General features: G+C 66.4%; 28 protein-coding genes and 1 pseudogene. 15 read left to right on the forward strand and 14 right to left on the reverse strand.

The window, feature by feature from the left end:
* Positions 1 to 261 precede the first annotated feature (261 nt).
* The 3 genes from DB459_RS01025 (at position 262) to DB459_RS01035 (ending at position 2,844) form a co-directional block, all read left to right on the forward strand.
* Positions 262 to 657, forward strand: coding sequence for a hypothetical protein (locus DB459_RS01025; protein ID WP_253710989.1), 396 nt, complete (start codon positions 262 to 264; stop codon positions 655 to 657).
* A gap of 331 nt (positions 658 to 988) precedes the next feature.
* The gene (locus DB459_RS01030) at positions 989 to 2,407 is read left to right on the forward strand and encodes an amidase family protein (protein ID WP_253710991.1); all 1,419 of its coding nucleotides are present in this window, start codon (positions 989 to 991) and stop codon (positions 2,405 to 2,407) included.
* A gap of 122 nt (positions 2,408 to 2,529) precedes the next feature.
* Positions 2,530 to 2,844 (forward strand): EthD family reductase, encoded by a 315-nt coding sequence (locus DB459_RS01035; RefSeq protein WP_253710993.1) that lies wholly within the window; start codon positions 2,530 to 2,532, stop codon positions 2,842 to 2,844.
* 217 nt (positions 2,845 to 3,061) lie between these two features.
* Here DB459_RS01035 and DB459_RS01040 read toward each other — a convergent pair whose 3' ends face one another.
* Both DB459_RS01040 and DB459_RS01045 read right to left on the reverse strand, forming a co-directional pair.
* A complete protein-coding gene (locus tag DB459_RS01040; RefSeq protein ID WP_253710995.1) occupies positions 3,062 to 3,925 on the reverse strand; it encodes a polysaccharide deacetylase family protein in 864 nt (287 codons plus the stop codon).
* 22 nt (positions 3,926 to 3,947) lie between these two features.
* The gene (locus DB459_RS01045; protein ID WP_253710997.1) at positions 3,948 to 4,775 is read right to left on the reverse strand and encodes a fumarylacetoacetate hydrolase family protein; all 828 of its coding nucleotides are present in this window, start codon (positions 4,773 to 4,775) and stop codon (positions 3,948 to 3,950) included.
* 96 nt (positions 4,776 to 4,871) lie between these two features.
* Between DB459_RS01045 and DB459_RS01050 the strand changes: the two genes are divergently transcribed.
* The 6 genes and pseudogenes from DB459_RS01050 to DB459_RS01075 all read left to right on the forward strand — a co-directional run bounded on the left by DB459_RS01050 (position 4,872) and on the right by DB459_RS01075 (position 9,521).
* Positions 4,872 to 5,555 (forward strand): GntR family transcriptional regulator, encoded by a 684-nt coding sequence (locus DB459_RS01050; RefSeq protein WP_253710999.1) that lies wholly within the window; start codon positions 4,872 to 4,874, stop codon positions 5,553 to 5,555.
* Positions 5,556 to 5,648: 93 nt separating this feature from the next.
* A complete protein-coding gene (locus DB459_RS01055) occupies positions 5,649 to 6,617 on the forward strand; it encodes a tripartite tricarboxylate transporter substrate binding protein (protein WP_253711002.1) in 969 nt (322 codons plus the stop codon).
* 136 nt (positions 6,618 to 6,753) lie between these two features.
* Positions 6,754 to 7,002 (forward strand): hypothetical protein, encoded by a 249-nt coding sequence (locus DB459_RS01060; RefSeq protein ID WP_253711004.1) that lies wholly within the window; start codon positions 6,754 to 6,756, stop codon positions 7,000 to 7,002.
* 365 nt (positions 7,003 to 7,367) lie between these two features.
* Positions 7,368 to 7,637 (forward strand): hypothetical protein, encoded by a 270-nt coding sequence (locus DB459_RS01065; RefSeq protein WP_253711006.1) that lies wholly within the window; start codon positions 7,368 to 7,370, stop codon positions 7,635 to 7,637.
* A gap of 300 nt (positions 7,638 to 7,937) precedes the next feature.
* Positions 7,938 to 8,192 (forward strand): annotated as a pseudogene (locus tag DB459_RS01070) (substrate-binding domain-containing protein); the annotation flags it as partial.
* 151 nt (positions 8,193 to 8,343) lie between these two features.
* Positions 8,344 to 9,521 (forward strand): IS3 family transposase gene (locus DB459_RS01075; RefSeq protein WP_253706227.1). Its coding sequence is split into 2 segments (ribosomal slippage): positions 8,344 to 8,658 and positions 8,661 to 9,521, totalling 1,176 coding nucleotides; the frame shifts between segments, so codons are not numbered across the junction.
* 111 nt (positions 9,522 to 9,632) lie between these two features.
* Here DB459_RS01075 and DB459_RS01080 read toward each other — a convergent pair.
* Positions 9,633 to 10,390, reverse strand: a protein-coding gene (locus DB459_RS01080) for an IS5 family transposase (protein ID WP_253711008.1) whose coding sequence is annotated in 2 segments (ribosomal slippage) — positions 9,633 to 10,060 and positions 10,060 to 10,390 — 759 coding nt in all. Because the reading frame shifts where the segments join, the coding sequence is not laid out codon by codon here.
* A gap of 296 nt (positions 10,391 to 10,686) precedes the next feature.
* Here DB459_RS01080 and DB459_RS01085 point away from each other — a divergent pair.
* From DB459_RS01085 to DB459_RS01095, 3 genes are all read left to right on the forward strand, one after another.
* Positions 10,687 to 11,550, forward strand: coding sequence for a xanthine dehydrogenase (locus DB459_RS01085; protein WP_253711010.1), 864 nt, complete (start codon positions 10,687 to 10,689; stop codon positions 11,548 to 11,550).
* Positions 11,551 to 11,685: 135 nt separating this feature from the next.
* The gene (locus DB459_RS01090; RefSeq protein WP_253711012.1) at positions 11,686 to 12,291 is read left to right on the forward strand and encodes a DUF2478 domain-containing protein; all 606 of its coding nucleotides are present in this window, start codon (positions 11,686 to 11,688) and stop codon (positions 12,289 to 12,291) included.
* The gene (locus tag DB459_RS01095; protein ID WP_253711014.1) at positions 12,291 to 12,716 is read left to right on the forward strand and encodes a winged helix-turn-helix domain-containing protein; all 426 of its coding nucleotides are present in this window, start codon (positions 12,291 to 12,293) and stop codon (positions 12,714 to 12,716) included. Before DB459_RS01090 ends, DB459_RS01095 begins: the two co-directional genes overlap by 1 nt.
* On the opposite strand, the gene DB459_RS01100 is transcribed toward DB459_RS01095, so the two are convergent.
* Complete coding sequence (locus DB459_RS01100) at positions 12,625 to 13,101, reverse strand: TOBE domain-containing protein (RefSeq protein WP_253711016.1); 477 nt, start codon at positions 13,099 to 13,101, stop codon at positions 12,625 to 12,627. The two genes, DB459_RS01095 and DB459_RS01100, sit on opposite strands and share 92 nt — an antisense overlap.
* A gap of 370 nt (positions 13,102 to 13,471) precedes the next feature.
* On the opposite strand from DB459_RS01100, the gene DB459_RS01105 reads away from it, so the two are divergent.
* Entirely contained in the window at positions 13,472 to 14,296 is an 825-nt protein-coding gene (locus DB459_RS01105) for a group III truncated hemoglobin (protein WP_253711018.1), read from the forward strand.
* 67 nt (positions 14,297 to 14,363) lie between these two features.
* Here the strand turns inward: DB459_RS01105 and DB459_RS01110 are convergent, their stop codons facing one another.
* The 10 genes from DB459_RS01110 to gtdA form a co-directional block, all read right to left on the reverse strand.
* Positions 14,364 to 15,296, reverse strand: a complete 933-nt coding sequence (locus tag DB459_RS01110) for a hypothetical protein (protein ID WP_253711019.1) — start codon at positions 15,294 to 15,296, stop codon at positions 14,364 to 14,366.
* 475 nt (positions 15,297 to 15,771) lie between these two features.
* Positions 15,772 to 16,362, reverse strand: a complete 591-nt coding sequence (locus tag DB459_RS01115; protein ID WP_253711021.1) for an NADPH-dependent FMN reductase — start codon at positions 16,360 to 16,362, stop codon at positions 15,772 to 15,774.
* Between the two features lie 105 nt (positions 16,363 to 16,467).
* Positions 16,468 to 17,535 carry a cupin domain-containing protein gene (locus DB459_RS01120; protein ID WP_253711023.1) on the reverse strand — a complete coding sequence of 356 codons (1,068 nt, stop codon included), beginning with the start codon at positions 17,533 to 17,535 and terminating at the stop codon, positions 16,468 to 16,470.
* 47 nt (positions 17,536 to 17,582) lie between these two features.
* The gene (locus DB459_RS01125) at positions 17,583 to 18,287 is read right to left on the reverse strand and encodes an ABC transporter ATP-binding protein (protein ID WP_253711024.1); all 705 of its coding nucleotides are present in this window, start codon (positions 18,285 to 18,287) and stop codon (positions 17,583 to 17,585) included.
* 5 nt (positions 18,288 to 18,292) lie between these two features.
* The gene (locus tag DB459_RS01130) at positions 18,293 to 19,036 is read right to left on the reverse strand and encodes an ABC transporter ATP-binding protein (RefSeq protein WP_253711026.1); all 744 of its coding nucleotides are present in this window, start codon (positions 19,034 to 19,036) and stop codon (positions 18,293 to 18,295) included.
* Positions 19,033 to 20,058 (reverse strand): branched-chain amino acid ABC transporter permease, encoded by a 1,026-nt coding sequence (locus DB459_RS01135; RefSeq protein ID WP_253711028.1) that lies wholly within the window; start codon positions 20,056 to 20,058, stop codon positions 19,033 to 19,035. The genes DB459_RS01130 and DB459_RS01135 overlap by 4 nt, the downstream gene beginning before the upstream one ends.
* Before the next feature lie 19 nt (positions 20,059 to 20,077).
* Positions 20,078 to 20,947, reverse strand: coding sequence for a branched-chain amino acid ABC transporter permease (locus DB459_RS01140; protein WP_253711030.1), 870 nt, complete (start codon positions 20,945 to 20,947; stop codon positions 20,078 to 20,080).
* A 36-nt stretch (positions 20,948 to 20,983) separates the two neighbouring features.
* A complete protein-coding gene (locus tag DB459_RS01145; RefSeq protein WP_253711032.1) occupies positions 20,984 to 22,162 on the reverse strand; it encodes an ABC transporter substrate-binding protein in 1,179 nt (392 codons plus the stop codon).
* A gap of 78 nt (positions 22,163 to 22,240) precedes the next feature.
* Positions 22,241 to 22,936 (reverse strand): fumarylacetoacetate hydrolase family protein, encoded by a 696-nt coding sequence (locus tag DB459_RS01150; RefSeq protein WP_253711034.1) that lies wholly within the window; start codon positions 22,934 to 22,936, stop codon positions 22,241 to 22,243.
* A gap of 23 nt (positions 22,937 to 22,959) precedes the next feature.
* The gene (gtdA, locus tag DB459_RS01155) at positions 22,960 to 24,000 is read right to left on the reverse strand and encodes a gentisate 1,2-dioxygenase (protein WP_253711036.1); all 1,041 of its coding nucleotides are present in this window, start codon (positions 23,998 to 24,000) and stop codon (positions 22,960 to 22,962) included.
* A gap of 130 nt (positions 24,001 to 24,130) precedes the next feature.
* Here gtdA and maiA point away from each other — a divergent pair, with 130 nt between their 5' ends.
* The gene (gene maiA / locus DB459_RS01160) at positions 24,131 to 24,763 is read left to right on the forward strand and encodes a maleylacetoacetate isomerase (protein WP_253711038.1); all 633 of its coding nucleotides are present in this window, start codon (positions 24,131 to 24,133) and stop codon (positions 24,761 to 24,763) included.
* Positions 24,753 to 25,262, forward strand: a complete 510-nt coding sequence (locus tag DB459_RS01165; protein WP_253711040.1) for a MarR family winged helix-turn-helix transcriptional regulator — start codon at positions 24,753 to 24,755, stop codon at positions 25,260 to 25,262. The genes maiA and DB459_RS01165 overlap by 11 nt, the downstream gene beginning before the upstream one ends.
* Positions 25,263 to 25,416: the final 154 nt, after the last annotated feature.

Below are 25,416 nucleotides of genomic sequence, written 5' to 3' on the forward strand. Positions count from 1 at the left end.
GGACGGTCCTTGGGGTGCGATGCTTGAGCGTGATGCTTGGAAGTGATGGGCGTCCGTCATGCGCGTCGTCGTTGGTGCGCATGACGGACGATCTTTCGCCTTGACGTTTCGGCGGGCCTTGCCGGCTTCTGCTCACGCTCCGCCGATCCCAGCACGCACCGCAACAAGGCACGGGCCGGCGCGGAGCCACAGCGCGCTCGCCGTGCTTGCGCCGGCCCACCACTTGGCGCTAGCCTTCCCCAAAATCACGGGAGGAAAGAGATGCGCTATGGTCTGTTACTGGCAGGATTGGTTGCGCTTGCGGCACCGGCGCAGGCGGAGACCGGTCATGCCGATCCGCGCTCGGTCTATGTGACCATGGTGCTGCAGGCCTTCGCCGCCAAGGTGGAATGTCCCGGGATGGATGTCGCCTATCAGGACCTGGTGACGAAAGCCAAGGAGATGAACCTGCCGGACGGCACCACCGAGCAGGTGCGCAAGGCCATCGCCTTCATGCACACCGGCGGCAAGATGGGCGAACGCCAGTCCGACGAGCTGATGACGGAAGTCGCGGTGGCGACGACAGCCACCGACCTCGATCAGCGCCGCCTTGGCATGCAGAGCTGGTGCGATACCCAGAAGACCCGCCTCGCCGGCTTCGTTCGCGCCAAGAACTAGTGTGGTTTGGGATCTGACGCTCGTATGAAGAGCTCGCTGCAATACTGATACGAGCGTCAGATCCACCGCACTAGTGTGGCGTCTCGCAATTGCCTACCGCCTTCGCGGCAACCCTCTCGTAGGCAATTGCGAGACGTAAGCCACACTAGCACTTTGATTTTGCTAGTGTCCCTATGTCTCCGAATTACCGTGCCAGCGCGAGGCAAACGAAGCGGTAATTCGGAGACGGGACACTAGGCCGGATTTCGCATATGGAATATACGCAGATCGCGGCATCGCCCCGTCGCGATCGATCGCTCACGCCGGTCATCCATTTCGAGAGAGCGCCGACATGCCCCCCTCTTCGTCCGAACTCTGGCGGTGGGATGCCGTCGATCTCGCCCGCGGCATCCGCAGCGGCGCGCTGTCGAGCCGCGAGGCGGTGAAGGCCAGTCTCGATCGCATGGCGGCGGTCAATCCCAGGCTCAACGCCGTCGTGGTGGAATTGCGGGAGGAGGCCCTCGCCGCCGCCGACGCCGCCGACCGCGCGGTGGCCCGCGGCGAGGTGCTGGGTCCGCTTCACGGCGTGCCGGTCACCGTCAAGTGCAACGCCGACCAGAACGGACAGGCGACCAGCAACGGCGTCGTCGCCTTCGCCAATGCCGTGGCCGAGGAGGACAGCCCGGTGGTCGCCAACCTGCGCGCCGCCGGCGCCGTGTTCGTCGGCCGCACCAATGCCCCGGCCTTCTCCTTCCGCTGGTCGACCGAGAACGACCTTTATGGCCGCACCCTCAATCCGTGGTCGGCGGCTCACACTCCCGGCGGTTCGAGCGGCGGCGCTTCCGCCAGCGTCGCGGCCGGGATCACGCCGATCGCCCATGGCAACGATCTGGCCGGCTCGATCCGCTATCCGGCCTGGTGCACCGGGCTCGTCGGGCTGCGGCCGAGCTTCGGCCGCGTCCCCGCCTTCAATCCGTCGGCCAAGGCCGAGCGCTCGCTGTCGCTGCAATGGATGTCGGTGCAAGGGCCGCTGGCGCGCTCCGTCGCCGATACCCGCCTCGCGCTGGCGGTGATGGCGAAGGGCGACCACCGCGATCCGTGGTGGGTGCCGGCGCCGCTGACGGGCGATCCGCTGCCGCGTCCGCTGCGCGTTGCGCTCTCGATCGATCCGACCGGCACCGGCGTCCATCCCCATGTCGAAACCGCGCTGCTCGCGGCGGCCAAGGCGCTGGCCGCGGCGGGCTATGCGGTCGAGGCGGTCGATCCGCCGGAGATGGCGGCGATCACCGAAGACTGGCACGTGCTGTCGCGCGCCGAAGTGCCGCGTTACATGCTCGACAGCGTCCACGCCTATGGCGACGCGGGCGTGAAGAGGGCGATTCACTGGCATTTGGAGAAGCCGCCGCACCCGACGCCGGACCAGTACATGGATGCGCTGACGCGCCGGGCGACCTGGCTGCGCCGCTGGAATGTGTTCCTGGAGCGCTATCCGCTGGTGCTGTGTCCGGTGTCGCTGGCGCCGCCGTTCACGCACGGCGCCGATGTCGCCAGCGAGGACAGCTTCAACGCCATCGCGCGCAGCCAGGCGCCGTGCTTCGCGGTGCCGCTGCTCGGCCTGCCCGCCATCTCGGTGCCGACCGGCGTTCACGACGGCTTGCCCACCGGCGTGCAGATCGTCTCGCGGCGCTTCCGCGAAGACCTCGTCCTCGACGCCGCCGAGGTCATCGAGCAGCACACGCCGCGGCTCACTCCGATCGATCCGACATTTTGAGGTCGGGCGCCATCGCGCGCGCGGCCTCACCCTGTTCGATATTGCGGCATCGGCAAAACTGAAGCAGAGTTGCGACCAGCGCCGGAGCTCAACCGGCGAGCATCGATCCCAGGGAGAACGCCATGATCAAGATCAGCGTCATGTATCCGAACACGCCGGGCGCCCGCTTCGACCACGACTACTACCGCGACAAGCATATGCCGCTGGTCAAGGCGCGGATGGGCGACACCTGCACATACTACACCGTGGACAAGGGGCTTGCGGGCGGCGCCCCCGACGCCCCCGCGACCTATGTCGGCATGTGTCACATTTTCTGCGACTCGGTCGAGGCCTTCCAGGCCGGCTTCGGGCCGCACGCCCAGGAGATCCTGGCCGACATCGCGAACTACACCGACCAGAGCCCGGTGATCCAGATCAGCGAAGTCGTCGTCGGCTGACGACCGTCTCCCGCAGAACTCGCCTCCCGGGTTCCGTTGCGCGGCAGGCCGGCCCCGGCAGCCTCTGCCGCGGCGGGGCACGCGCGAGCGCCGGCGCCGCGTGCAGGAGACGTCAACGCCGTCCCGATGAATGGCGACTTCAGACGCTGAGTTGTGAGGTCGCCCGCTCGGCATGCTGCGCGGGCGACCTCAACCCCGGCCGAACTACCGGCTGCAGCTACGTCCAGTAATTGAGCGCGTGCTCCGCCGCCTGCTGTCGCGTTCCGATCCACACCCCGCGCGCCGCCTTGGCCTTCTGCATCATCACATCGAAGGTCCAGGCTCCGGCTGGCCGGCCGTAGACATGGGCGTGGATGGTGACATCGAAGAACAGGGGCGAGGTTTCGCGCTCGAGGCTCGCTTCGAGCAGGTCGTCGAACTGCTCGACGAGGCTGCGTGCATTGTTGCCGTAGCGGATCGCGCTCGGCAGGTCATTGACGTCCATGGTCAGCGGGACGCCGACGATCGAGCGCTCGCCATAGTTCAAGCGGTAGGGCAGATCGTCGTCGTTGCAATCGCCCTGATGGAGATACCCCGCCTCCGCGAGCAGCGCATTGTGGACGAGGCTGCCGGTGCCGCGCGGGCTGATCCAGCCCCTCGGCGTCTCGCCGGTCAGATCGGCGATCAGCGCGGTGGTCCGCTTGATGTTCTCCCGCTGGCCGGCTTCGTCGAGATAGACCGGGATCACATCCATGCCGTAGGAATGCGCCACGATCTCGTGCTTCGCCGCATGGATGGCCTTGACGGTGTCGGGCCATTTCTCGGCGAGCACGCCGTTGACCATCACGCTGAGCGGGACGGCGTTGCGCTCGGCGATTTCGAGCGCCCGCCAGATTCCCCGGGTCGGGCCGTAAAGACCCCAGGACAAAGCATTGACGTCGACGTGACCCGGCCGCAGCGGATTGCCCATCGGCCCGAGCCCCGGGGTCTGTCCTTCGGACCAGCCCTCATAGGCGACATTGAAGATGATGCCGACGCGGGCGCCGCCCGGCCAGCGGAAGGATTGATCGAGACGGCTGACGGAAGTCGGGGAAAGCTGCATGTGAGAATTCCAGAGGATGTGGTCAGGCCCGCGCCACGGGATTGCGCAAGGTACCGATGCCGTCGATCTCGATCTCGCAGACGTCCCCGGCCTTGAGGAAGACCGGCGGCTTGCGGGCGTAGCCGACGCCCGAAGGCGTGCCGGTGATGATGATGTCGCCGGGCTCCAGCGTCATCGCCTCGGAGGCGATCGCGATCAGCCGGGCGATGGAAAAGATCATGTCCGAGGTATTGCCGTTCTGCATCACGGCGCCGTTCAGACGTGTCCGGATGCCGAGGTCCGTCGCCCCCGGCGGCAGTTCGTCCGCGGTCGTGACATGCGGGCCGAAGGCGCCGGTGCCGTCGAAATTCTTGCCGACGGTCCACTGCGAGGACTTGCGCTGATAGTCGCGCACCGAGCCGTCGTTGAAACAGGAGTAGCCGAAGACGCGGGACAGCGCGTCGCCCTCCGCGACCTTGCGCGCCCGCGCGCCGATGATGACGGCAAGCTCCGCTTCGTAATCGAGCTTGTCGGATGCGTCCGGCACGATCAGCGGCGCGCCGTGCGGAATGAGGGACGTCAGGGCGCGCAGGAAGATCGCCGGATAATCCGGGATCGGATTGCCGCCCTCCCTGGCGTGCTCGCGATAATTGAGCCCGATGCAGATGATCTTGCCCGGGTTCGGCACCGGCAGCCCCAGGGTCAGGCTTGCCGCCGGACGGGGCCGGCCTTCGGCGAGGCGGCCGTCGCGCATGAAGGCGGCGATCGCCTCGGCCGTCGTCCGGTGTGGCGTGTCGATGGCGACGACGCTGTCGTCCCGCAGCACCCCGGGGCGCCACTCGCCCTCCTCGAGAAACGAAACGAGCTTCACTTGGCGCCTCCACTGTCGAACCTTCTTGATTTCAGTATGAATATCGATAATTCTGCAGACATCAACAATTTTATCGACAAAAAATTTGGAGCGTCCATGGAGCTGGTGGGGTCCTCCGCCAAGACGTTGGCCACGAAGGCCGCGGATGTCCTGCGCGCCAGCATCCTGGGCGGCGCGGATGCGCCGGGTACGCGGCTCGGCATCGACGAGCTGAAGCGACGCCTCGGCATGGGAGCCTCGCCGCTCCGCGAGGCACTGAACCTGCTGGTCGCCGAAGGCCTCGTGCAGCGCATCGACCAGCGCGGCTTCCGCGTCGCCCGGGCCGATCGCGCCGAGCTCGCCGACCTGATCAGGACGCGCTGCCTGATCGAGGGCGCGGCGCTGCGGGCCGCCATCGCCGGTGGCGACCTCGCCTGGGAGGAGCGCATCGTCGTCGCGCTCCATCGCGTCAGCCGCCTGCCGCGCTCGCTCTCCAGCGCGCATTACGCGCCGAACCCCGACTGGGACGAGGCGCACCAGGCCTTCCATCTCGCGCTGATCTCGGCCTGCGGCGCCGCAACCCTGCTCGACATCTGCAAGACGCTGCACCAGCGAGCGACGCGGTTTCGCAACTTGTCGAACGCGGTCGGCTGGCGCGAGCGCGATGTCGCCAGCGAGCACGCGGCGCTGGCAAAGGCCGCGCTCGAACGCCGGCCGGACGAGGCCGTCCACCTGCTCGAGGCCCATTACCAGCGAACCGGCACCGTTCTCGACGGCGGCATCGAGGCCGGAGCCGGTTGAACGATGGACGCTGCAAAGACGTCGCGGTGAGCGAAATGCTCGCCTCATAGAACAGAGCCCGATCAGCCAAACGACGGGCCAGGGAGGACGATGATGACGAATCTCACACGTGCATTCTGCGCAGGCGTCGCGACGACCGTGCTGATGGCGGCGAGCCCCCTCGCCGCCCAGGATTTCCCCAGGCAGGCCGTCCACCTCCAGGTCGCCTTCGCGCCCGGCGGGCCGGCCGACATCATCGCGCGGATCGTCGGCCAGAAGCTCAACGAACGCTGGCGTGAACCCGTCGTGGTCGAAAATCGCGGCGGTGCAGGCGGCAACATCGCCGCGGCGGCGGTCGCCAAGGCCGAACCCAACGGATACACCATGCTGGTGAGCACCTCGGCCTATGCGGTCAACGAGACCCTGTCGAAGACGCCGGGCTATGCACCGAACGACCTGCGCGCCGCCGTCATCGTCGCCACCACCCCGAACCTCATCATCGGCGCGCCGACGCTCAAGGCGAAGACGCTCAAGGAGGTCATCGCGGCGGCGAGGAAGGAGCCGATGATCTACGGCACCGCGGGTGTCGGCACGACGCCGCATCTGTCCGCGGAACGGATCTTCCGCCTGGAAGCCAAGGTCGACATTCCCCATGCGCCCTTCACCGGCGCCGGTCCCGCGATGCAGGCGGTTGCCGGCTCGCATATCGCACTCGCCAGCATCGCCATGTCGGCCGGCGTCGGCAATGTCAAAGCCGGCCAGGTCAAGGGCCTCGCCGTCACCAGCCGAGAACGCGTGCCGGCCCTGCCGGACGTGCCGACCACGCGCGAACTCGGCCTCGGCGATACCGAGGATTCGACCTGGGTCGCCTTCTTCGTCCCGGCGAAAACGCCCGAGGCAGTGATCGACAGGATCAATGCCGACGTCAACGCCGTGCTGACCGACAAGGCCACGGTCGACCAGCTCGACAAGATCGGGTTCATGCCCGTCGGAGGCTCGAGGACGGAGGCCGAGAGCTATGTCGCCTCCGAGGTCGAGAAATGGGGCACCATCATCAAGACGATCGGGCTGGAGCCGAACTGAGGTAGGCGGAGGTGCAAACCAGGATCAATATTTTCCGGCCTCATTGATTCAACCGCTGCGAAATATTGCAGATCTTCCTTGCCGGCCGTTTCGTATCCTTGCCGTCCGTTTTTCTCAGACGGCTGGGCCGCGACCGATGACAGCGACCGATCCGAAGCGCCTCGACTTCCTCGACGCGCTGCGCGGAGTTGCGATCCTGCTGGTGATCGCCGTTCGCGCCTCTCAGAGTATCGACAACCTTCCCCGGCAGATAAACGCCATGGCCGAACAGGGCAGCCGCGGCGTCCAGCTGTTCATAGCGCCTATTTCATTGCGCATGAGGGGCCCGACGCAAGCCAGCCATGCGTATTATGCCGAGCATTGCCGGCGACGCCGCAGAGGTTAACGGTGCGTTGATTCTGACGGCGCCGTGAACGTCAGGGCTGGCCTGCGCCTGGCGCATCGTGCATGCGTTCGCGCAACAAAGCACAACGCAGCGCGCTTCTCCAGCAACAAAACGCATTCGATCACGCGTTCGACAGACGCTCCGTTACTTCGCCCCGCAAGTCTTAACGCCTCCAGCAATCTGCGCGGAATGATTCAGCGAGCAGGTCTGCGTGCGATCAACGCGACGAGCGACTCGCGTTGTTAAACGATGAGCATTCGAAGCGCGCATTATGTGCAGAACCTGATCTCGCACTTGCGAGACAAATGACTACATCACGCGTACACACATCACGTCTTCGAAGAACCACTCAGGAGAAAAAAAACATGACGATTCGTTTGTCGGTCGCAGTCACCGCAATACTGATCGCCGGCAGCGTGGGCGCATTTGCCGCCGAGCTGCCTACCTACGAAGCGACCGGCTTTCCGGTGTCGCAGGTCCAGGTCCAGGTGCTCAGCCCTGCCCAGGCTCAGGAAGCGCCGCCGGTCGCAACGCTCACGCGCGACGGCATGCCGGCCTCGCCCCATCAGGTGAGCGTGCTGGCGCAGCATAAGGTGAAGGTCGGCGCCCTCGCACCGAACTACGCTTCGCGCTGAAGCGCTGATCAACGCCTTCGCGATCCGGATTCGAGATCAGGCGATCGAAATACCCGATCCCGGACTGCGATGCAGTCCGGGAATAGGCCGCAAGACCCGCAGGCGTCAGCCGCAGCTTCGGCACCAGCAGCCCCCCCCTGAAATCTCAACCGCAGGCCACGCTGCCGATCGCAGCCGACCGCCGCCAACACAGCGATCGTCGCCGCTTGCTCAGAAGTGCCTTCGGACCGATCGGCTGATCTGCGTCCACACCGCCTTGGGCTCGGTAAAATTCTCGATCGCCTCGGTACCATGCCCGCGGCGAGCGGCATGGCCGATGCCGCTTTCGGGGTCGAGGCCGCGGCCCGCCAGTTCGGGCTCGATTTCATCCGGCTGCTGACCGAGGACCATGTCTTCGTCTGCCGCAAGAGCGTCCTCGACGGCGCGCCGATGCAGCGCCTCCTCGCCATCATCCGCAGCGCCGAATTCCGCGACGCCATCGACGCCCTGCCGGGCTACGCCGCCAGCGACAGCGGCACCGTCAGCAGCGTCAAGGCATTTTTCGACCGCGCCTAGTGTGGCGTCTCGCAATTGCCTACCACCTTCGCGGCAACCCTCTCGTAGGCAATTGCGAGACATAAGCCACACTAGCACTTTGATTTTGCTAGTGAACCTCCTCCGAATTGATGGACACCTGTAGTAGGCTCAGAGAGCCAGGAGGTGTCGGATGGAAACACGTCAACGTCGGTCGTTTACGGACGACTACAAGCGGCAAGCGGTCGATCTGGTTGCTTCGAGCGGCCGCTCGATCGGGTCGGTGGCCAAGGAACTTGGCCTGCGCGATTCCGTGTTGCGGCGCTGGGTTGAACTTCGTGGGGCTGGGCGAGAACCGACGGCGGCGGCGCGGCGCCCCACAACGCAGGCGACGCTGCCGTCGGCGGATCACGCGGCAGAGATCGCCCGTTTGCAGCGAGAGAACGAGCGGCTGCGCATGGAGCGTGACATTTTAAAAAAGTCGATCGCGATCTTTGCTGGAGTTCCGAAATGAGATTTCGCTTCATCGAAGATCGCCGCGCCGACTATCCGGTAAGACTCATGTGCGACGTGCTCGAGGTATCGCCGGCCGGCTATTATGCTTGGCGCTCGCGCCCGCCGAGCCGGCGGACCGCTGCCAATCGTGAGCTCCTGGACGACATCCAACAGGTCCATCGCGACAACCACGGACGCTACGGCAGCCCGCGCATCCATGAAGAACTGAAGGCTCAGGGCCATGGGGCGAGCCGTGGCCGTATCGAGCGATTGATGCGCCATCACGGGATCAGGGCCATTATGGCGCGGCCGCGCCGGGTGCGGACCACCGACAGCCGGCACGATCTCCCGATCGCTCCAAATCTGCTCGACCGCAACTTCATCGCCGCCGCGCCGAACCGGATTTGGCTGGCCGACATCACCTATGTAGAGACCGATCAGGGCTGGCTCTATCTGGCCACCGTTATGGATCTCTACAGCCGCAAAATCGTCGGCTGGGCGATGGAGGATCATCTACGCACCGACCTGCCGTTGGCCGCATTGAAGATGGCCATCGCGGTGCAGCGGCCTGGTCCAGGCCTGATCCACCATTCCGATCGCGGCGTTCAATATGCCTCGGCCGATTACCGAAAGATGATCCAGTCCGCCGGACTCAGAGCCTCGATGAGCCGCAAGGGCAACTGCTACGACAACGCTCCGATGGAGAGCTTCTTCCACACGCTCAAAACCGAGCTCGTCCATCACCGCCACTATGCGACACGCGAGGAAGCCAGACGGGATATCTTTGCCTATATCGAGGGCTTCTATAATCGTATCCGTCGCCATTCGGCCATCGGCTACATCAGCCCGATCGCGATGGAACTAAAAGCTGCTTAACCCTGTCCATTTTTTCGGGGGAAGATCATAGTGTCCCTATGTCTCCGAATGACCGTGCGAGCGCGAGGCAAACGTAGCGGTAATTCGGAGACGGGACACTAAGGCCTGTCCTCAATTGAGCCAGATGATAACCGCCGCGAGGTGGATTGCGGCGAGGAAATTTCTGGCGGTTTTGTCGTAGCGGGTAGCGATGGCGCGGTATTGCTTGAGCTTGCAGAAGAAATTCTCGATGAGATGGCGTGCCTTATAGGCGTGCTTGTCGAAATCGCGCTGGAGCTGCCGGTGGCGCCTGGGCGGGATCACGACCGACTTTCCCCGTGCCAGCAACGGGGCAATCACCCGTTCGTCGGCGTCGAAGGCCTTGTCTGCCAATAAGGCGTCGGCCGCCATGTCGGGCAGCAGTGCATCGGCGCCCTCCAGATCATGGGCTTGGCCGGGCGTCAGGATGAAGTCCAGCGGATTGCCCAGGGCATCGACAAGCGCATGGATCTTGGTGCTCAGCCCGCCTTTGCTGCGCCCGATAGCTTGGTTTTCGCCGTCTTTTTTTGTGCGCCGGCACTGTGCTGATGCGCCCGCACGATCGTGCTGTCGATCATCGCGTACTCATTGTCGGCATCGCTCGCCAGCATCTTAAACAGCTTCTTCCACACCCCGCTCTTCGTCCAGCGCGAAAAACGCGTATGTATCTTGATCGGATCGCCGAAGCGTTCGGGCAAATCTCGCCAAGGGATCCCGGCTCGATAGCGGTAGATCACCGCTTCTACAAACAGCCGATTGTCTTTGGCCGTGACCCCTACATGCCCTTCACGTCCGGGCAAAATATCCTTGATCCTATCCCATTGATCGTCCCGAAGGGCGTAGCGGCGCATTTGGTCAGCTCCGAATCAGCTGACCGCCTATGAATCATGCGATAATCTGCTTGGGAATCCTCTAATTGAGGACAGGCTCTAGTCCGGCGCGGCGTGAGGCGGCGTCGGACCGGCGGCTTGTTATATCCGCGACAATACAGCATGTCGGGATCTGTTATATCCGTGACAATACAGCTACCCAGACCTTACGTCCCGCCGCAGAAACTTTAATTCAACCGATAAATCAGCGCTTTATACTCAAGCGCCGGATCTGGCACGGCACCTGCTAGGGAGACCTCGTCCCAAGAGGAGCCTTCATGAGATCCGCTTCCGTCCGCTGGCCGATCCGCCCGCCTCGGCCATTCGCCCTGGTGCTCGGCACCAGCGAGATCGCCTCGGCGGTCGCCGTCACCCTCACCGGCGCCGGCTGCGCCGTGGTCATGAGCCATGATCCTTATCCGCCGGTGATCCGCCGCGGCATGGCCTTCCACGACGTCCTGTTCGGCGAGGCCCGCGAGGTGGAAGGCGTCGGGGGCGAACGCGCCGACACCATGGCCGAGATCGCGCGCATCCATGCCGATGCCGGCAAGGTGGTGGTGACCGAGCTGCACCTGACCGACGTCATCGCACTGCGCACGCCGGCGGTGATCGTCGACGCGCGGATGCAGAAACATCGCGTGACGCCGGACCTGCGCGGCATCGCCCGCGTCACCGTCGGCCTCGGCCCGCATTTCGACGTCGGCGTCAATTGCGACATCGCCATCGAGACCCATCCCTGCGAGACCGGCGCCCTCGTCACCGCCGGCGCCACGCGGCCGGCGGACGGCGAGGCACGCGACCTCGGCGGCGCCGGGCGCGAGCGCTTCGTCTATGCCGGGCACGACGCGGTCTGGCACACGCCGGTCGACATCGGCGCCCGCATCTACAAGGGCTTCCAGCTCGGCTCGCTCGGTGGCCAGCCGGTGCTGGCGCCGCTCGACGGCACGCTGCGCGGCATCGTCCGCGACGGTGCGCGGGTGCCCGCCGGGGTCAAGCTGCTGGAGATCGATCCACGCGGTCGCGGCGCCAGCTGGACCGGCATGGATGCGCGCGGCCGCGCCATCGCCGCGGGCGTCGCCGTCGCGGTGGCCCGCATGCTGAACGAAAAACGCACATTGTCGCTGGTGCCGGCGACGACCTGACGCAGCTGTTGCCGCCCCGCAATTTCGCATAACCTGATCGAAGTGGTCCAGTTCCGGCATCCGCATCCCGCTCCGGCACAGGAGCCGCCTTCAGGCAGGCAGCGAATGTCAAGTTCACTCCACCAGGAGACCGCCATGAGGATCGCAGAGAAGGACATGCGCCCGGTCATCGCCCTGCAGGGCTCCGGCGCGACGTCGATGCAGCCGCTGCTGGCGGCCATCGCCGAGCGGCTTTCGCGGCGCGGCCTGCGCGTCGTCGGCGTGGTCGAGAACCCGCCCGTCGGGGAGATCCCGTGCAAGTCGATGGAATTGCGCAGTCTCGAGAACGGGCAGCGCTTTTCCATCTCCCAGGATCTCGGTCCGGGTTCGACGGCCTGCAACCTGTCGCCGGAAGGCCTCGCCCTCGCCTGCGCGGCGGTGCAGAGCGCGATCGCGCAGGGCGCCGACATCGTCGTGCTCAGCAAGTTCGGCAAGCTGGAAGCGGCAGGCGAAGGTCTCGTCGACGCCTTCGGCACGGCCATCGAACGCGGCCTTGTCGTGTTCACCTCGGTGTCGCCGACGATCATGGCCGAGTGGCAGGCTTTCGCCGGCGATCTCGCCGCGTGCGTGACGGTCGATCCGGCGCAGGCGAGCGATCAGGCCTGGCTCGAGCGCAGTCTCGACGGCTGGCTCGACGCCTGGGGACTAGAAGCCGCGGCGCGAGCGGCGAAGCGCGAACCGAAAGCGCGGATCACCGCCTGATGACCGAGCCCGCCGCGCGCATCGAACTCACGGTGTGTTTTGCCAACGGCGGCCGGCTGTCGCCGGAAGACCTGATGCTGATCGAGGCGATCCGCAAGGAGCGCTCCATCCTCGGCGCCGGCCGGGTCACCGGCATCTCCTATCGCAAATGCTGGCTGATGGTGGACGCGCTCAACCGCACCTTCGAAGTGCCGGTCTTCGAGACCCATCCGGGACGGCGCGGCGGCGGCGCCGAGATCACGGCATTCGGCGAACGGCTGGTCGCGCTGTACCGATCGATGGAGCGGCGCATGCGTGGCGCCGCGGCCGCGGCGCTCGACGAGCTCCAACAGGCTACCGATCCGGACTTCCAGCGGCGGGCCAGCGCCGCGGCCGAGGCAACTCCGAAGCCCGAACCGCGCCGGGCCCGATCGCGACGGTCTTGATCATCGCCCAGGCGTTCAGCCCGGTCTCCAGCGCCAGCCGCTCCACCGACTCGGTGGTGACCAGCGCATGCAGCGCGACCTTGCCGAGATCGAGGGTCACGCGCACATAGGGCGCCGCGAGCGGCAGGATCTCGACGATGCGCCCGGGCAGGCGGTTGGTGATCGAGACATCCATCGGCCGCGACAGCGCGATCGAGACGTCGCGCGCCTCGATCGTCACCGCGACGCCGCCATCGACCGGCGCATCGACCATCGGAACGCGCAATTCGCCGTCGGCGAAGAACAGCGTGGACAGGCCGTAATGCGGATCGTGACGCAGCACGCGCGCCGGCAGCGATGTCGTGAGCGAGACCGCGCCGGATTGCGGCCGCGAAAGGCTCGTCACGATGCATCTCCGGCGCGGATGAGGGTCATGGCGGGATTGTGCCGCATGGCGGGCGCGTAGGCAATTCAACGCGGCTGTCGAGAATCCGACAGGCCCGCCGCACCGTCATGCTATTCCCGCGGAAATATAGCTGGCACGCCGCTTGCTCGTCACCTCCCCGCAGGTGGCCACGGCGCGGGGCCGCCGCCCGGCGGGCCTGCAACATCGTGCAGGCTCTCCGAAGCTCCCGTGCGGTGGATCTGACGCTCGTATCAGCATTGCAGCGAATTCGCCGTACGCGCGTCAGATCCACCGCACTGGCAGGCCTGCTCATCCGGCCCCGAAGAGCTCCTCCGGACTCGAGGGCTCGTTCAGACTCGAAAGGACGCTCATGACGATCGAGACCAGCCCCGCAGCCAAAGGGCCGTTGCTGCCGCGCGCCGCGGATCCGCAACCCGGGCTGGGCGGCTTCCGCTTCACGCCCGGAGAGCCGCCGCACGCCGCCGGCCTTTATGTGTTGACGCGCCGCATCGGCGATTTCCTCCACCCCGTCGTCATCGCCTCGGCACAGGATATGGCCGAGGATGCAGCGGGCTTTGCGCGGCGCGAGGGCGCTGCTGCGAAGCTCATCGATGGCGCGTTGTGGATGGAGCGGCCGCAGGCACGGCAGCGCATCGAAATTCTTCGAGACCTCGTGCGCAGCTACAATCCGCCTCTCAACATCGAGCATCGCACCCGCCGTGCCGCCCCGGAGATCGCGGCGCTGGTGCCCGATCGCGCCGACGATGACCCCGCCCTGGCGCAGCCGACCGACCTTCTGGCGGCGCTCACCGACACCGAGGCCGATCTCGACCGCCTGGTCAGGCGCTTCTATGCAACCGCCATGGAGGACGAGCTGATCGGACCGGTATTCCGCCGCGCCATCGGCGACTGGGAGCATCATTTCCGCATCGTCCGCGACTTCTGGTCCAAGAGCTTGCTCGGCACCACGCGCTACAATGGCATGCCGTTCGCGGCGCATCTCGGCCTCGATCTGAAGCCCGCCTTCTTCGATCGCTGGCTGGAGATCTTCCGCGCCACGGCCCGCCGGGAATTGTCCGGCCCGGCGGCGGATCGCGCCATCGCCAAGGTCGAACACATGAGCGCCTGCTTCCAGGCCGGGCTGTTTCCTTCCGCAGCGGGGCGTCAGCCCCCTTCCCTCGCCGCACATCGCTGACGCCAGCGCGGACGCGCGAGAACGCGCCTCTCGCGCCTCGCCTCGCTCAGCGCGGCACCCGGCCTTGTCACCCTGCCGTCGCCTCGCGGTCGATCTGCCGCAGCTCGACGAACAGCGCCCACGCCCTGGGAAAGTCCGGCCCGTTCGGATCGGTCGCGAGCAGAGCGCGCAGCGCCTCCTCGATCTCCGCCGCCGTGGGCCGCGCGCCAGCTTCTCCGGTTCTGCCCTGTCCCGCCTTGGCCTTCGTCCAGCGCGCCTCGACATCGGCCGCGAAGGCAATCGCATCGGCGGCGCTCCGCTTGGCCGCCGGCTTCGCCAGGGGATGGTCCAGCGGAAAGCGCGGCCAGGCCGCGGGCGGCTGATCGCTGCGCCAGGCCTGCTCGTCGTCCCCGGTCTCGACGCCCGATCCGGCGCGCGGCGCGGCGGCTGCTTCCGACGGCGGGGTCGGCCGCCCGCCCGATGACGGCGCCGGCGAGGCAGCGCCCGGTCCGCCGGGCAGCAGCGTCTGCTGCAAGGTCGTGAGATCCTGCGGGTCGGCCTTCGGCAGGCTCGCGACGACACCCTTCGCCAGCGCGATCGTCTGCGGCGAGACCGCCGGCTTGGGCGCCGGGCTGCCGTCCTGCGGCACCGGACAGGGCTGGTAGGCGACGTGGGGCATGGCGATCCGGCCATCGTCATCGATCCGCGCGAAGTCGTTCGCGACCGTGTAGACGAAGGCGCGATCGCCGGCATAGGCACCCTGCCGGTCGCGGCCCTTGACCCTGCCGCAGACATAGCCCTCGACACCGATATCGACCGAGCGCAGTTCGCTGAACTCCGCCGAGGCGGGATTGAACATCAGCCTCATCACCGCCTCCCTAGCCTTGGCTTGACGCGGCGCCAGCAACGATGTCAGCGCGAGGTCGGCGAACGGCAGCGCAGGCCTGTAGGGAATGGCGAGCTCGACAGCGAAGAAGGCTCCGCCCGCTCCAAGCGCAATCAGCGCGGCAATCTTGTTCATCGGCTGGACTCGCTGCGACGCGCCAAACGCGGCGGCGCGGCACACCCTGATTTCCATTTTTGATTGTTCGTTTCCGGATGCGCATTTGATCGGCGAGTCCGAAACAAACGATTAAAACGGGTGGCTTTGATCGTTTACATCCCCTGGTTATGTTTTCCTTGAGATCAAGGGATGAACAGGCAGGAATTTTCCCGCGACAATTCGCCTCTTTACAACCAAATGAAGCGGCAGAGCGAAACCGCCGTCAGACGGACCTCAGCGCGGCGGCGGCGGCGCGGCCGGCAGGATCAGGACCAGACCGGCATTGACGACACGTGAGCTCAGGGGATCGCTCGAGGGATCGCGCAGGATCCGGGGCCACTGCGGCGCCGACCGCCGGTTCCGGCAACGACGGTGGCGATGGCGAGATCGGCCATGGGACCGGCGAGCGCCAGCAGGAACGTCGCGTCAGCGGACGTCAGCCGGATCAACGGCCTCAATAGGGCGGATTCTTCTTCGCGCGCTGCGTCTTCGCCGCTTCGACCCACCACATCAAGTCGTCGGCGAACCGCGGAAACGCCCGCTCCAGCGCCGCGCCTCCATCGCCGATCGGCCTGCCTTCCGCCGACAGGGTTTGCGCGATCGGCCCGACCGCGATGGTGCTCGAAACCACGACCATGCCCATTTCGGAGAGCGTGCCGTGCCAGGCGGTCGCGGCGCGCGCTCCGGCGAAACGGCCACCTGAATAACTCGCGATCGCAGCAGGGCGCCAGAACCATTCCTCGAGGAAATGGTCGGTGAGATTCTTCAGTCCCGGCTGAATTCCCCAATTGTATTCGCCGGCGATGAAGACGAAGCCGTCGGCGTCACGGATCTGGCCGGCGAGCTTTTCCATCGCCGCCGGCGCCGAGCCCTTCGGATATTCCTTGTACATGCGGTCCAGCATCGGCAGACCGACCGCCTTGGCGTCAATCAACTCGACATCCTCGCCGCGGCCGCGCAGACCATCGACGACGAATTGTGCGAGCCGGATGCCCATGCGGTCGGCGCGATAGGAGCCGTAGAACACCAGGATGCGATCGCTCATGGCATGCCGATGCTATCACCCCGCGGCCGATCAAGGTACCCCCGCGAAGCATGCGCGATCGCGGCGGCGTTTCGCACGCCCGGATTGCGTCCGATCAGCAACCGGTCAACGCATCGACCCCGATCGCCGATCGGCGAACTCCTCGTAGAAGCCGAGCTTGCGCTGCATCGGCGCGTCGTCGACCTGGAACAGATAGGCCGTCTTCGTCGCCGATCGATTGACGATCTCGACGCTCGCGTGGGTCGGGATCGCCAGCGTGTCCTGATCGCTCCAGTCGAGCTTTGCGCCGTCGATTGCAGCCTGGCCGTCGCCCTCGACGACATGGAGGACCGCCGAAGCCGACCGGCGCGGCGGCCGGATGGTTTCACCGGGGCGCAGCATGATGGCGGAGAAGCCGAGGATCGGCAGACATTCGTGGCCGGTTTCCGGATTGACATAGGCCAGTTGCACGATCTCGTTGGCGTCGGTGACACCGGCGAGATCATGGAGCGCGGCCTGGGTCTCGCGCCACGGAAACCGCCGCAGCGGATAGTCGGCGCGCGGCCGGTTCAGGGCGCTGTAAGGCAACAACCCGGCCCGGCGGTAGCGGGTCTGGGAAGCGTCGGGCTGATTGCGGACCGCCTGGGGGTCGCCCTCCAGGCAATACGACGCTTCGAGCGAATAGACGACCGGCAGATCGAGGGCGTCGAGCCAGACCACCGGCCCCTCGCCTTCGTGGCCGTGCTCGTGCCACAGGCCCGACGGCGTCAGGATCAGGTCGCCCCTCTCCATCGGCAGCTTCTCGCCGTCGACCACGGTGAAGCCGCCCTCGCCCTCGACGACAAAGCGGACGGCGCTCGGACTGTGACGATGATTGGGCGCGGTCTCGCGCGGCAGGATCAGCTGCATGCCGATGTAGATCGACGGCGTCGCCTGCATATTCTCGAGGCCAAGCCCCGGATTGGCGAGCACCAGAACCCGGCGCTCCGCCTTCTCGATCGGCGTCAGCTCACCGGCTTCGAGCAGGCGCGGCCGGATATCGGCGTAGCGCCACACCATCGGCCGGGTCCGGCGCGAGGGAATTTCGTAAGGCAAGGCGGCGCGCAGGCTCGGCCACAGCGGAACCAGGTTCTGCGCGGTCAGGCCGTTACGGAACTCGATCGGCAACTCGTCGAGACGCCCGAGCTCAGCCATGTAACCCTCCCTTGATGTTCAGGCGAAACCTGCCGCGTGTTCGCGTGTTAAAGTCCGAGATACTTCGACCTGATGTCCTCGTTCGCCAGCAGGTCGGCACTGCCGCCGCTCCAGGCAACCTCGCCTTTCTCGATGGCGTAGTGCCGGTCGGCGAATTCGACCAGCACGTCGATCTCCTTGTCGACGATCAGCATCGCCAGGCCCTGGGCCTTCAGCGCCTTCAGCCGCGCCCAGATTTCGTCGCGGATCACCGGCGCCAGCCCCTCGGTCGCCTCATCCAGCACCAGCAGGCGCGGATTGGTCATCAGCGCGCGGCCGATCGCCAGCATCTGCTGCTCACCGCCGGAGAGCTGGGCGCCGCCATTGGTCAACCGCGCCCCGAGCCTGGGGAAGAAGTCGAGAACGCGCTCCAGGCTCCAGGGATCGCGCGCGGCCCGCGGATTGGCCTGCGCCATCAGGAGATTTTCCCGCACCGTGAGGTTGGGAAAGATGTGACGTCCTTCCGGCACCAGACCAAGCCCGAGCCGTGCGATCCGATGCGAACGCTGGTTGTCGATGCGTTCGCCGGCAAAGGTGATGGTGCCGGACTGCGCCGGCAGCAATCCGGACAGGCAGCGCACGGTCGACGTCTTGCCCATGCCGTTGCGGCCGAGCAGCGTCACCACCTCGCCTTCGCCGATCGCCAGCGACACCCCGAACAACACCTGGCTGGTGCCGTAGCCCGCCGCGAGCTTCTGGACTTCGAGCAGCATCATCGTCACCTGTGACCGAGATAGGCGGCGCGCACGTCAGGGTCGCGGCGGACCTCGTCCGGCGCGCCGCTGGCGATCGCTCGCCCGGCCACCAGCACCGCGACGCGGTCGGCCAGGGCGAACACGGCGTTCATGTCGTGCTCGACCAGCAGGATGGCGTAGCGACGCTTGAGCTGCTCGAGCAGCTGCGTCATGCGAGCGCTGTCCTCCCGCCCCATGCCGGCCATCGGTTCGTCGAGCAGCAGCAGCTTGGGCTGCATCGCCAGCGCCATGGCGAGTTCGAGCTGGCGCCGCTCGCCGTGGGAGACGTCGGCCGCGCGCCGCTCCGGCTCACCCAGGCCGACGGCGTCGAGCGCCTCGCGAGCGGGCATGGTCAGTTCCGGATCGCGGCGCGCATCGCGCCAGAAGCGGAAGCTGTGGCCGCGGCAGGCCTGCACCGCGACGGCGACGTTGCCGAGCAGGTTGAACTCCGGAAACACCGAGGTGATCTGGAATGAGCGCGCAAGGCCGAGGTGCGCCCGCCGGTGCGCCGCTTCGCGCGTGATGTCGCGCCCGGCGAAGCGGATGGTGCCGGCGTCGGGCGTGAGATCGCCCTGCAGCTGGGCGATCAGCGAGGTCTTGCCGGCGCCGTTGGGGCCGATCAGCGCCAGGGTCTCGCCGGGGCGGACATCGAGATCGAGCTGGTTGGTGGCGATCAGGCCGCCGAACCGCTTGACGAGACCTCGTACCTGCAGCAGCGCCTCGGTCATGGCACGCTCCTGCGCGGCACCAGATGGCCGAACAGTTCGATCAGCCCGCCGCGCAGCGCCACCACGACGATGATGATGAAGCCGCCGAATGCGAGCTGCCAATGGCTCGACCAGCCGGACAAGACGATCTCCAGCACCAGGAAGGTGGCGGCGCCGATCACCGGCCCGAGCATCGTGCCGAGGCCGCCGAGCACGCACATCACGACGAGATCGCCCGACCGCACCCAGGACATGTCGGAGGGGCTGATGAACTGCTGGCTTGCCGCCATCAACGCACCGGCGAGCCCGGCGATGGCGCCCGAGACGGCGAACGCGGCGAGCTTGTAGCGCAGCGGCGGAATGCCCAGCGCGGTGAGACGGCGCTCGTTCTGGGCCGAGGCGCGCAGCACGACGCCGAAGCGGCTGTCGATCAGCCGGCGCAGGCCCAGCAAGGTCAGCGCCAGGGCGGCGACGCAGCCGTAATAGAACGGCACCCGCGCCGTGGCGCCATGACCGAACAGCGTCAGCTCGGTCGTGATCTGCAGGCCGTCCTCGCCGCCATATTGCTGCAGGGCGATGAAGAAGTAGTAGATCATCTGGTTGAAGGCGAGCGTGATCATGATGAAATAGGCGCCGCCGGTGCGCAGCGCGATCACGCCCATCAGCGCCGATGCCAGCCCGGTGACGACCATCGCCAGCGGCAGCACCAGGGCGAGTTCGCCGGTGCCCGGCAACACGCCGAGAAAGGCCCCTTCGTCGACATGGAACGCGGCAATTCCGACCACGTAGCCGCCGATCCCGAACAGGCCGGCATGCAGCAGACTGACGAGACCGCCGAAACCGAGCACCAGATTGAGCGCCAGCGCGGCGATCGAAAACACCACGACGCGCGTCGCGATCTTGATCAGGAAGGGATTGCCGGTCGCCGCGGCCAGCGTCGGCACCAGCATGAGCAGCAGCGTCGCCGCGGCGATGCCGGCAACGCCGTGATGCCAATGGCCGGCTTTGGGCGCGGCGGCGAGACCGATGTCGGAAGTGGACATTGCGCTCATCCTGTCGACCTCAACCGTGAACCGGGAACAGACCGCGCGGCCTGAAGGCGAGGATCGCCGCCATCATCATGAAGATGATCATGCTACCGAGCGCCGGCGGCAGCAGGACGCGGCCGAAAGTGTCGACCACGCCGATCAGGAGCGAGGCGATGAAGGCGCCCTTGATCGAGCCGATGCCGCCGATCACCGTGACCACCAGCGCCAGGATCAGGATGGGCTCGCCCATGCCGACCTGCACCGCGCTGATCGGCCCGGCCATGATGCCGGCGAGGCCCGCCAATGCGGCACCTGCCGCGAACACCAGCAGGAAGATCAGTTCGACGTTGACGCCCATGGCCGAGGCCATGGCGCGATTGCTGGCGCCGGCGCGCACCCACATCCCGATCCGGGTATGGGCGACGACAAAATAGAGCGCCAGCGCGACGATGACGCCGACGACGAGAATGGCAAGGCGGAAGCTCGGGTAGGAAACGCCAAGCACATTCACCGCACCGGACAGCAGCGGAGGCAACGCCATCGGCACGGGGACCGCGCCCCAGACCATGCGCACCAGCTCGTTGATCACCAGGATCAGGCCGAAGGTGACCAGAACCTGGTCGAGGTGGCCGCGATGATAGAAGCGGCGCAGCACCACCGCCTCGAGCAGCGCCCCGGCGAGCGCGGTGGCGGGCACCGCGACCACCAGCGCGAGGACGAAGCTGCCGCTGCGCGCCAGCACCGCCGCGGCGACGAACGCGCCGATCATGAACAGCGAGCCGTGGGTCAGGTTGATGAGGTTCATGATGCCGAATACCAGCGTCAAGCCGGCGGCCATCAGGAACAGCTGGACACCGAGCTGCAGGCCGTTGAGCGACTGCTCGATGAGCAATAGCGAATTCATCGCACTCCCCTTTTCGCGACAGGGCGCCCCGCCGGCCTATTTCGCCGGCTTCATGACGCAGTCGGACGCGTAGGAATCCGCCTGGTCCGCCTTGATGAGCTCGAGGCGCTTCATCGCCGGCCGGCCCTTGGCGTCCTTCACGATCTGGGCGAGATAGGAATCCTGGATCGGATGGTGGTTGGCGTTGAACTTGAAATTGCCGCGCACCGATTCGAACTTCACGCTCTCCAGCGCCTTCTGGAAGGCGGCCTTGTCCTCGATCTTGCCGCCGGAGGCCTTGAGCGCGGCGTCGAGCATCCTTGCGCCGTCATAGGCGTTGGCCGCATAGGGCGAGGGAATGCGCCCGTAGGCCGCCTCGAAATCGGCGGTGAACTTCCTGCTGGCGGCGTTCTCGAAGTCCTCGCTCCAGAAGGTCGAGACGAAGCCGCCGACCGCCGCATCGCCCATGCCCGGCAGCACCGTCTGATCCATCGAGAAGGATGGCCCGTAGAGCCGGATCTGGTCCTTCAGCCCGGCCTGGGCATATTGCTTGACGAAGTTGATGCCCATGCCGCCCGGATAGAAGAAGAACACGGCGTCGGGCTTGGCTGCGCGCAGCTGCGCGATCTCGGCGGCGTAGTCGAGCTGGCCGAAGGCGGTATAGACCTCCCCGGCGATATCGCCCTTGAAGGTGCGCTTGAAGCCGGCGAGGAAATCCTTGCCGGCGGGGTAGTTGGGCGCCATCAGATAGACGCGCTTCACCCCGTTCTCACGCAGATAGATTCCCATCGCCTCCGGCAACGTGTCGTTCTGGAACGACTCGTTGAAGTAGTGCGGATGGCAGAGCTTGCCGGCATATTGCGACGGACCGGCGTTGATGCTGACGATGAAGGCCCCGGAATCGAGCACCGGCTTGGCGATCGCGAGCATGACATTGGAGAAGTTGACGCCGGTGATGATCTGGACGTGATCGCTCTCGATCATCTTGTCCGCGAGCTGCCGCCCGACATCGGGCTTGGCCTGGTCGTCGGCCTGGATCACCTGCACGGGACGGCCGCCGAGCGTGCCGCCGACACTCTTGAGGCCGAGATTGAAGCCGTCGAGCAGTTCCTGGCCGAGCTGGCCCGTGGGTCCGGAAAAGGTCGAGATGAAGCCGATCTTCACCGGCTCCTCCGCATGGGCAATGCCGAAGGCGGCGAACAGGCAGCTGGCAGCGAGAATTGTCCTGGTCTTCATGTTTCCCTCCAGTGATGCGGCCTTCTGCGAGGCCTTTTCGGTTGAGATGCTGTGGTCTCGGAGAAGGCGCCGCGCGTCTTAGCGCGGCGCGATCGCGATCGCGATTTCACCGAGGCCCTCGATGCCGCCGGTGACCTTGTCTCCGGGCACGATGGCGCCGACGCCGGCCGGCGTGCCGGTCATGATCAGGTCGCCCGGCCTGATCGTCATCGAACGCGACAGGATGGAGATGATGTCCGGTACCGGCCAGATCAGCTCGGCAAGATCGGCGTCTTGCTTCACCGCCCCGTTCACGGCAAGCCAGATCCGCCCCTTGGCCGGATGACCGACGTTGGCGACGCGATGCAGCGGCGCGATCGGCGCCGACCGGTCGAAGGCCTTGCCCCAGTCCCACGGCCGGCCCTTGTCGCGGGCCTCGAACTGCAGGTCGCGGCGGGTGAGATCGATGCCGACACCGTAGGCGAAGACGTGATCGAGCGCGGCTTCGGGGCGAATATCGGCGCCGCCGCCTCCGATCGCCACGATCAGCTCGATCTCGTAGTGAAAGTTGGCTGTCTCGGGCGGATAAGGAATGGTCGCGCCGGAATCCACCACCGCGTCCGCCGGCTTGGTGAAGAAGAACGGCGGCTCGCGATCCGGATCCTTGCCCATCTCGCGGGCGTGGGCCGCATAGTTGCGACCGACGCAGAAGATCCGGCGGACCGGAAAGCGCGCGGCCTCCCCGGCCATGGCGACCGAAGCCTGCGGCGGCGGCGTGAATACGAAATCCGTCATCACTCTACTCTCTGCTTTCCTGATCAGGCGTTGCCGCGGTCTTCGCGGAAAAGATCGAGCTTCTGCTGCACCGGCCGGTCCGAGAAGCTGAACACCACCGCTTCCTCGTCGGCCTCATGGGTCACCCAGTGCCAGCTCGGCACCACGAAGATGTCGCGCGGCCCCCATTCCACCACACGGTCGCCGATCCGCGACCGGCCGCGCCCCTCGACCGCCGTGAAGACGGTCGCGTCGGTGGAGCGATAGCGCGCCGTACGGAAGCCGTTCGGCAACAGCTGCATGAAGGCGCCAATGGTGGGCATCGGGGATTCACCGCTGACCGGATTGACGTAACGCAGCTTCAGGCCGTGGCACGGATCCCATTCACTGGTTCTTCTGGCGGTCTCGAGCGCCTCGCGGGTGTGCTCATAGGGATAGTTGAACACCGGCGAGGCCTTGGACTTCGGCTGAAAGTCGACCGGCAGCAGGTTATGGCCGTAGCGCGCGAAGCTGTCGCCGTCCGGGCGCGTCAGCGGCTGCGCGTCTTCGGCATGCCCCTCGATGAAGGAGGCGTCGAAGAACTGCACCATGGGAATGTCGAGACCGTCGAGCCAGAGCATCGGCTCGGAGGTCTCGTTGCCGTGATCATGCCAGGCGCGGGCGGGCGTGATGACGAAGTCGCCCGGCGCCATGATTGTCCTTTCGCCGTCGACCGCGGTGTGGGCACCGCGGCCTTCGAGAATGAACCGTAGCGCCGACTGGCTGTGGCGATGAGCCGGCGCCACCTCGCCAGGCATCACCATCTGCACGCCGGCATAGAGCGACGTGGTGATCTTCGATTGTCCCCGCAGCCCCGGATTCTCCAGGATCAGCACCCGCCGCTCCGCCTCCCTGGCGGTGATCAGCTTGCCCGCTTCCATCATGTAGCGGCGGATCGCCTCATAGCGCCACAGATGCGCCCGACACGGGCTCTTCGGCTCACGGGTGATCAGATCGCCGAGCACGGTCCACAGCGCCGACATGTTCTCGCTGTCGATCTGGCCATAGAACGCCTCGCGCTCCGGCGTCTTCGCAACGTGATCCATCAGGCCTCCCGCCTCGTGCGCCGGCCGCGCCGATCTTATCTCGCCGGCCGGCAGCCTTGTTTGACAGCATACTGATCAACCGTATACTGTCAATCGACATTGTGCATTATCGTGCGGAGGGGCCGCGAACGTGAAACTCCATGGCTATTTCCGCAGCAGCGCCAGCTATCGGGTCCGCATCGCGCTCAATCTCAAGGGACTGGCCGTCGAGCACCTGCCCCATCATCTACGCAAGGGCGAGCAGCGCGCCGCCGACTATCTCGCGATCAATCCACAGGGTCTGGTGCCCGCTCTGGTCGACGACGCCGGCGACATCCTGACCCAGTCGCTCGCCATCATCGAGTGGCTCGACGAGGTCTGGCCGCAGCCGCCGCTGCTGCCGGACGATCCGCTGGCGCGTGCCCGCGTCCGCGCCTTCGCCCAGGCGATCGCCTGCGACATTCATCCGGTGCAGAATCTCAAGGTGCTGGCGCGCCTTCGCCAGCTCCACGTCGAAGAAGCCGACGTCACCGCCTGGGCGGCCGCCACCAACCGGGAGGGCCTCGCCGCCTGCGAGGCGCTGATCCGCGGCATGCCGGGGCCGTTCTGCTTCGGTGCAAGGCCATCGCTCGCCGATCTATGCCTCGTGCCGCAGCTTGCCAATGCGAGGCGGTTCGGCGTCGAGGTCGAGGCCTTTCCGCGGCTGCTGGCCTGCGAAACCGCGGCCCGCGCCCTGCCCGCCTTCGCCAACGCCGCGCCGGAGCGCCAGACCGATGCCGAGTAAGCGACGTCCCGCCACCATGGACGATGTCTACACCAAGCCCGGCTACCTCTTTCGGCGCATGCAGCAGATCGCGGTGTCGATTTTCGTGGAAGAGTGCAAGGACTTCGACCTGACACCGGTGCAGTACGCCGCCCTGGTCGCGATCCGCACCCATCCCGGCATCGATGCGACGCGGCTATCGGCGGTGATCGCCTTCGACCGCTCGACGCTCGGCAGCGTCCTCGAGCGCCTCGAAGCCAAGGGCCTGATCGAGCGCAGCGCCGGCGCCGAGGACAAGCGCGTGAAGTTGCTGTTCCTCACCGCGGGCGGCGCGGCGCTGTTGCAGCGGATCATGGCGGCCGTCGACCGCGCCCAGGACCGGATTCTCGCCCCCCTCAAGCCGGCCGACCGCAAGACGCTGATGGCGCTGCTCGGCCAGCTGGTCGATCTCAACAACGAAGTCTCCCGCGTGCCGCTGCGCGCCGAGGATGCAATCGAGCATTTCAAGAAGTCGGGATAGGGCGACGCCTTCGATCATCTTGGCGTCGGCGAGGCGGCGCGCAGATCGATCTCGGCGAGGCCTTCCGCGCCCGCTTCCGCGATCCCTACGAGCGTCAGATCCACCACACTAGTGTGGCGTCTCGCAATTGCCTATGCCCTTTGCGGCAAGCCCC

The sequence above is a fragment of the Bradyrhizobium sp. WD16 genome (genome assembly GCF_024181725.1).
Classification (GTDB): Bacteria; Pseudomonadota; Alphaproteobacteria; order Rhizobiales; family Xanthobacteraceae; genus Bradyrhizobium_A.

What these genes read in the sequence shown, in the direction of transcription:
- DB459_RS01025 (WP_253710989.1), top strand. Translation starts at nt 262, where the DNA reads ATGCGCTATGGTCTGTTACTGGCAGGATTGGTTGCGCTTGCGGCACCG.
- DB459_RS01145 (WP_253711032.1), bottom strand. Translation starts at nt 22,162, where the DNA reads ATGAAGACCAGGACAATTCTCGCTGCCAGCTGCCTGTTCGCCGCCTTC.
- DB459_RS01040 (WP_253710995.1), bottom strand. Translation starts at nt 3,925, where the DNA reads ATGCAGCTTTCCCCGACTTCCGTCAGCCGTCTCGATCAATCCTTCCGC.
- DB459_RS01150 (WP_253711034.1), bottom strand. Translation starts at nt 22,936, where the DNA reads ATGACGGATTTCGTATTCACGCCGCCGCCGCAGGCTTCGGTCGCCATG.
- DB459_RS01085 (WP_253711010.1), top strand. Translation starts at nt 10,687, where the DNA reads ATGAGATCCGCTTCCGTCCGCTGGCCGATCCGCCCGCCTCGGCCATTC.
- DB459_RS01090 (WP_253711012.1), top strand. Translation starts at nt 11,686, where the DNA reads ATGAGGATCGCAGAGAAGGACATGCGCCCGGTCATCGCCCTGCAGGGC.
- DB459_RS01120 (WP_253711023.1), bottom strand. Translation starts at nt 17,535, where the DNA reads ATGGCTGAGCTCGGGCGTCTCGACGAGTTGCCGATCGAGTTCCGTAAC.
- DB459_RS01055 (WP_253711002.1), top strand. Translation starts at nt 5,649, where the DNA reads ATGACGAATCTCACACGTGCATTCTGCGCAGGCGTCGCGACGACCGTG.
- DB459_RS01050 (WP_253710999.1), top strand. Translation starts at nt 4,872, where the DNA reads ATGGAGCTGGTGGGGTCCTCCGCCAAGACGTTGGCCACGAAGGCCGCG.
- DB459_RS01060 (WP_253711004.1), top strand. Translation starts at nt 6,754, where the DNA reads ATGACAGCGACCGATCCGAAGCGCCTCGACTTCCTCGACGCGCTGCGC.
- DB459_RS01105 (WP_253711018.1), top strand. Translation starts at nt 13,472, where the DNA reads ATGACGATCGAGACCAGCCCCGCAGCCAAAGGGCCGTTGCTGCCGCGC.
- gtdA (WP_253711036.1), bottom strand. Translation starts at nt 24,000, where the DNA reads ATGGATCACGTTGCGAAGACGCCGGAGCGCGAGGCGTTCTATGGCCAG.
- DB459_RS01110 (WP_253711019.1), bottom strand. Translation starts at nt 15,296, where the DNA reads ATGAACAAGATTGCCGCGCTGATTGCGCTTGGAGCGGGCGGAGCCTTC.
- DB459_RS01135 (WP_253711028.1), bottom strand. Translation starts at nt 20,058, where the DNA reads ATGTCCACTTCCGACATCGGTCTCGCCGCCGCGCCCAAAGCCGGCCAT.
- DB459_RS01035 (WP_253710993.1), top strand. Translation starts at nt 2,530, where the DNA reads ATGATCAAGATCAGCGTCATGTATCCGAACACGCCGGGCGCCCGCTTC.
- DB459_RS01065 (WP_253711006.1), top strand. Translation starts at nt 7,368, where the DNA reads ATGACGATTCGTTTGTCGGTCGCAGTCACCGCAATACTGATCGCCGGC.
- DB459_RS01125 (WP_253711024.1), bottom strand. Translation starts at nt 18,287, where the DNA reads ATGCTGCTCGAAGTCCAGAAGCTCGCGGCGGGCTACGGCACCAGCCAG.
- DB459_RS01130 (WP_253711026.1), bottom strand. Translation starts at nt 19,036, where the DNA reads ATGACCGAGGCGCTGCTGCAGGTACGAGGTCTCGTCAAGCGGTTCGGC.
- DB459_RS01165 (WP_253711040.1), top strand. Translation starts at nt 24,753, where the DNA reads ATGCCGAGTAAGCGACGTCCCGCCACCATGGACGATGTCTACACCAAG.
- DB459_RS01030 (WP_253710991.1), top strand. Translation starts at nt 989, where the DNA reads ATGCCCCCCTCTTCGTCCGAACTCTGGCGGTGGGATGCCGTCGATCTC.
- DB459_RS01115 (WP_253711021.1), bottom strand. Translation starts at nt 16,362, where the DNA reads ATGAGCGATCGCATCCTGGTGTTCTACGGCTCCTATCGCGCCGACCGC.
- DB459_RS01095 (WP_253711014.1), top strand. Translation starts at nt 12,291, where the DNA reads ATGACCGAGCCCGCCGCGCGCATCGAACTCACGGTGTGTTTTGCCAAC.
- DB459_RS01140 (WP_253711030.1), bottom strand. Translation starts at nt 20,947, where the DNA reads ATGAATTCGCTATTGCTCATCGAGCAGTCGCTCAACGGCCTGCAGCTC.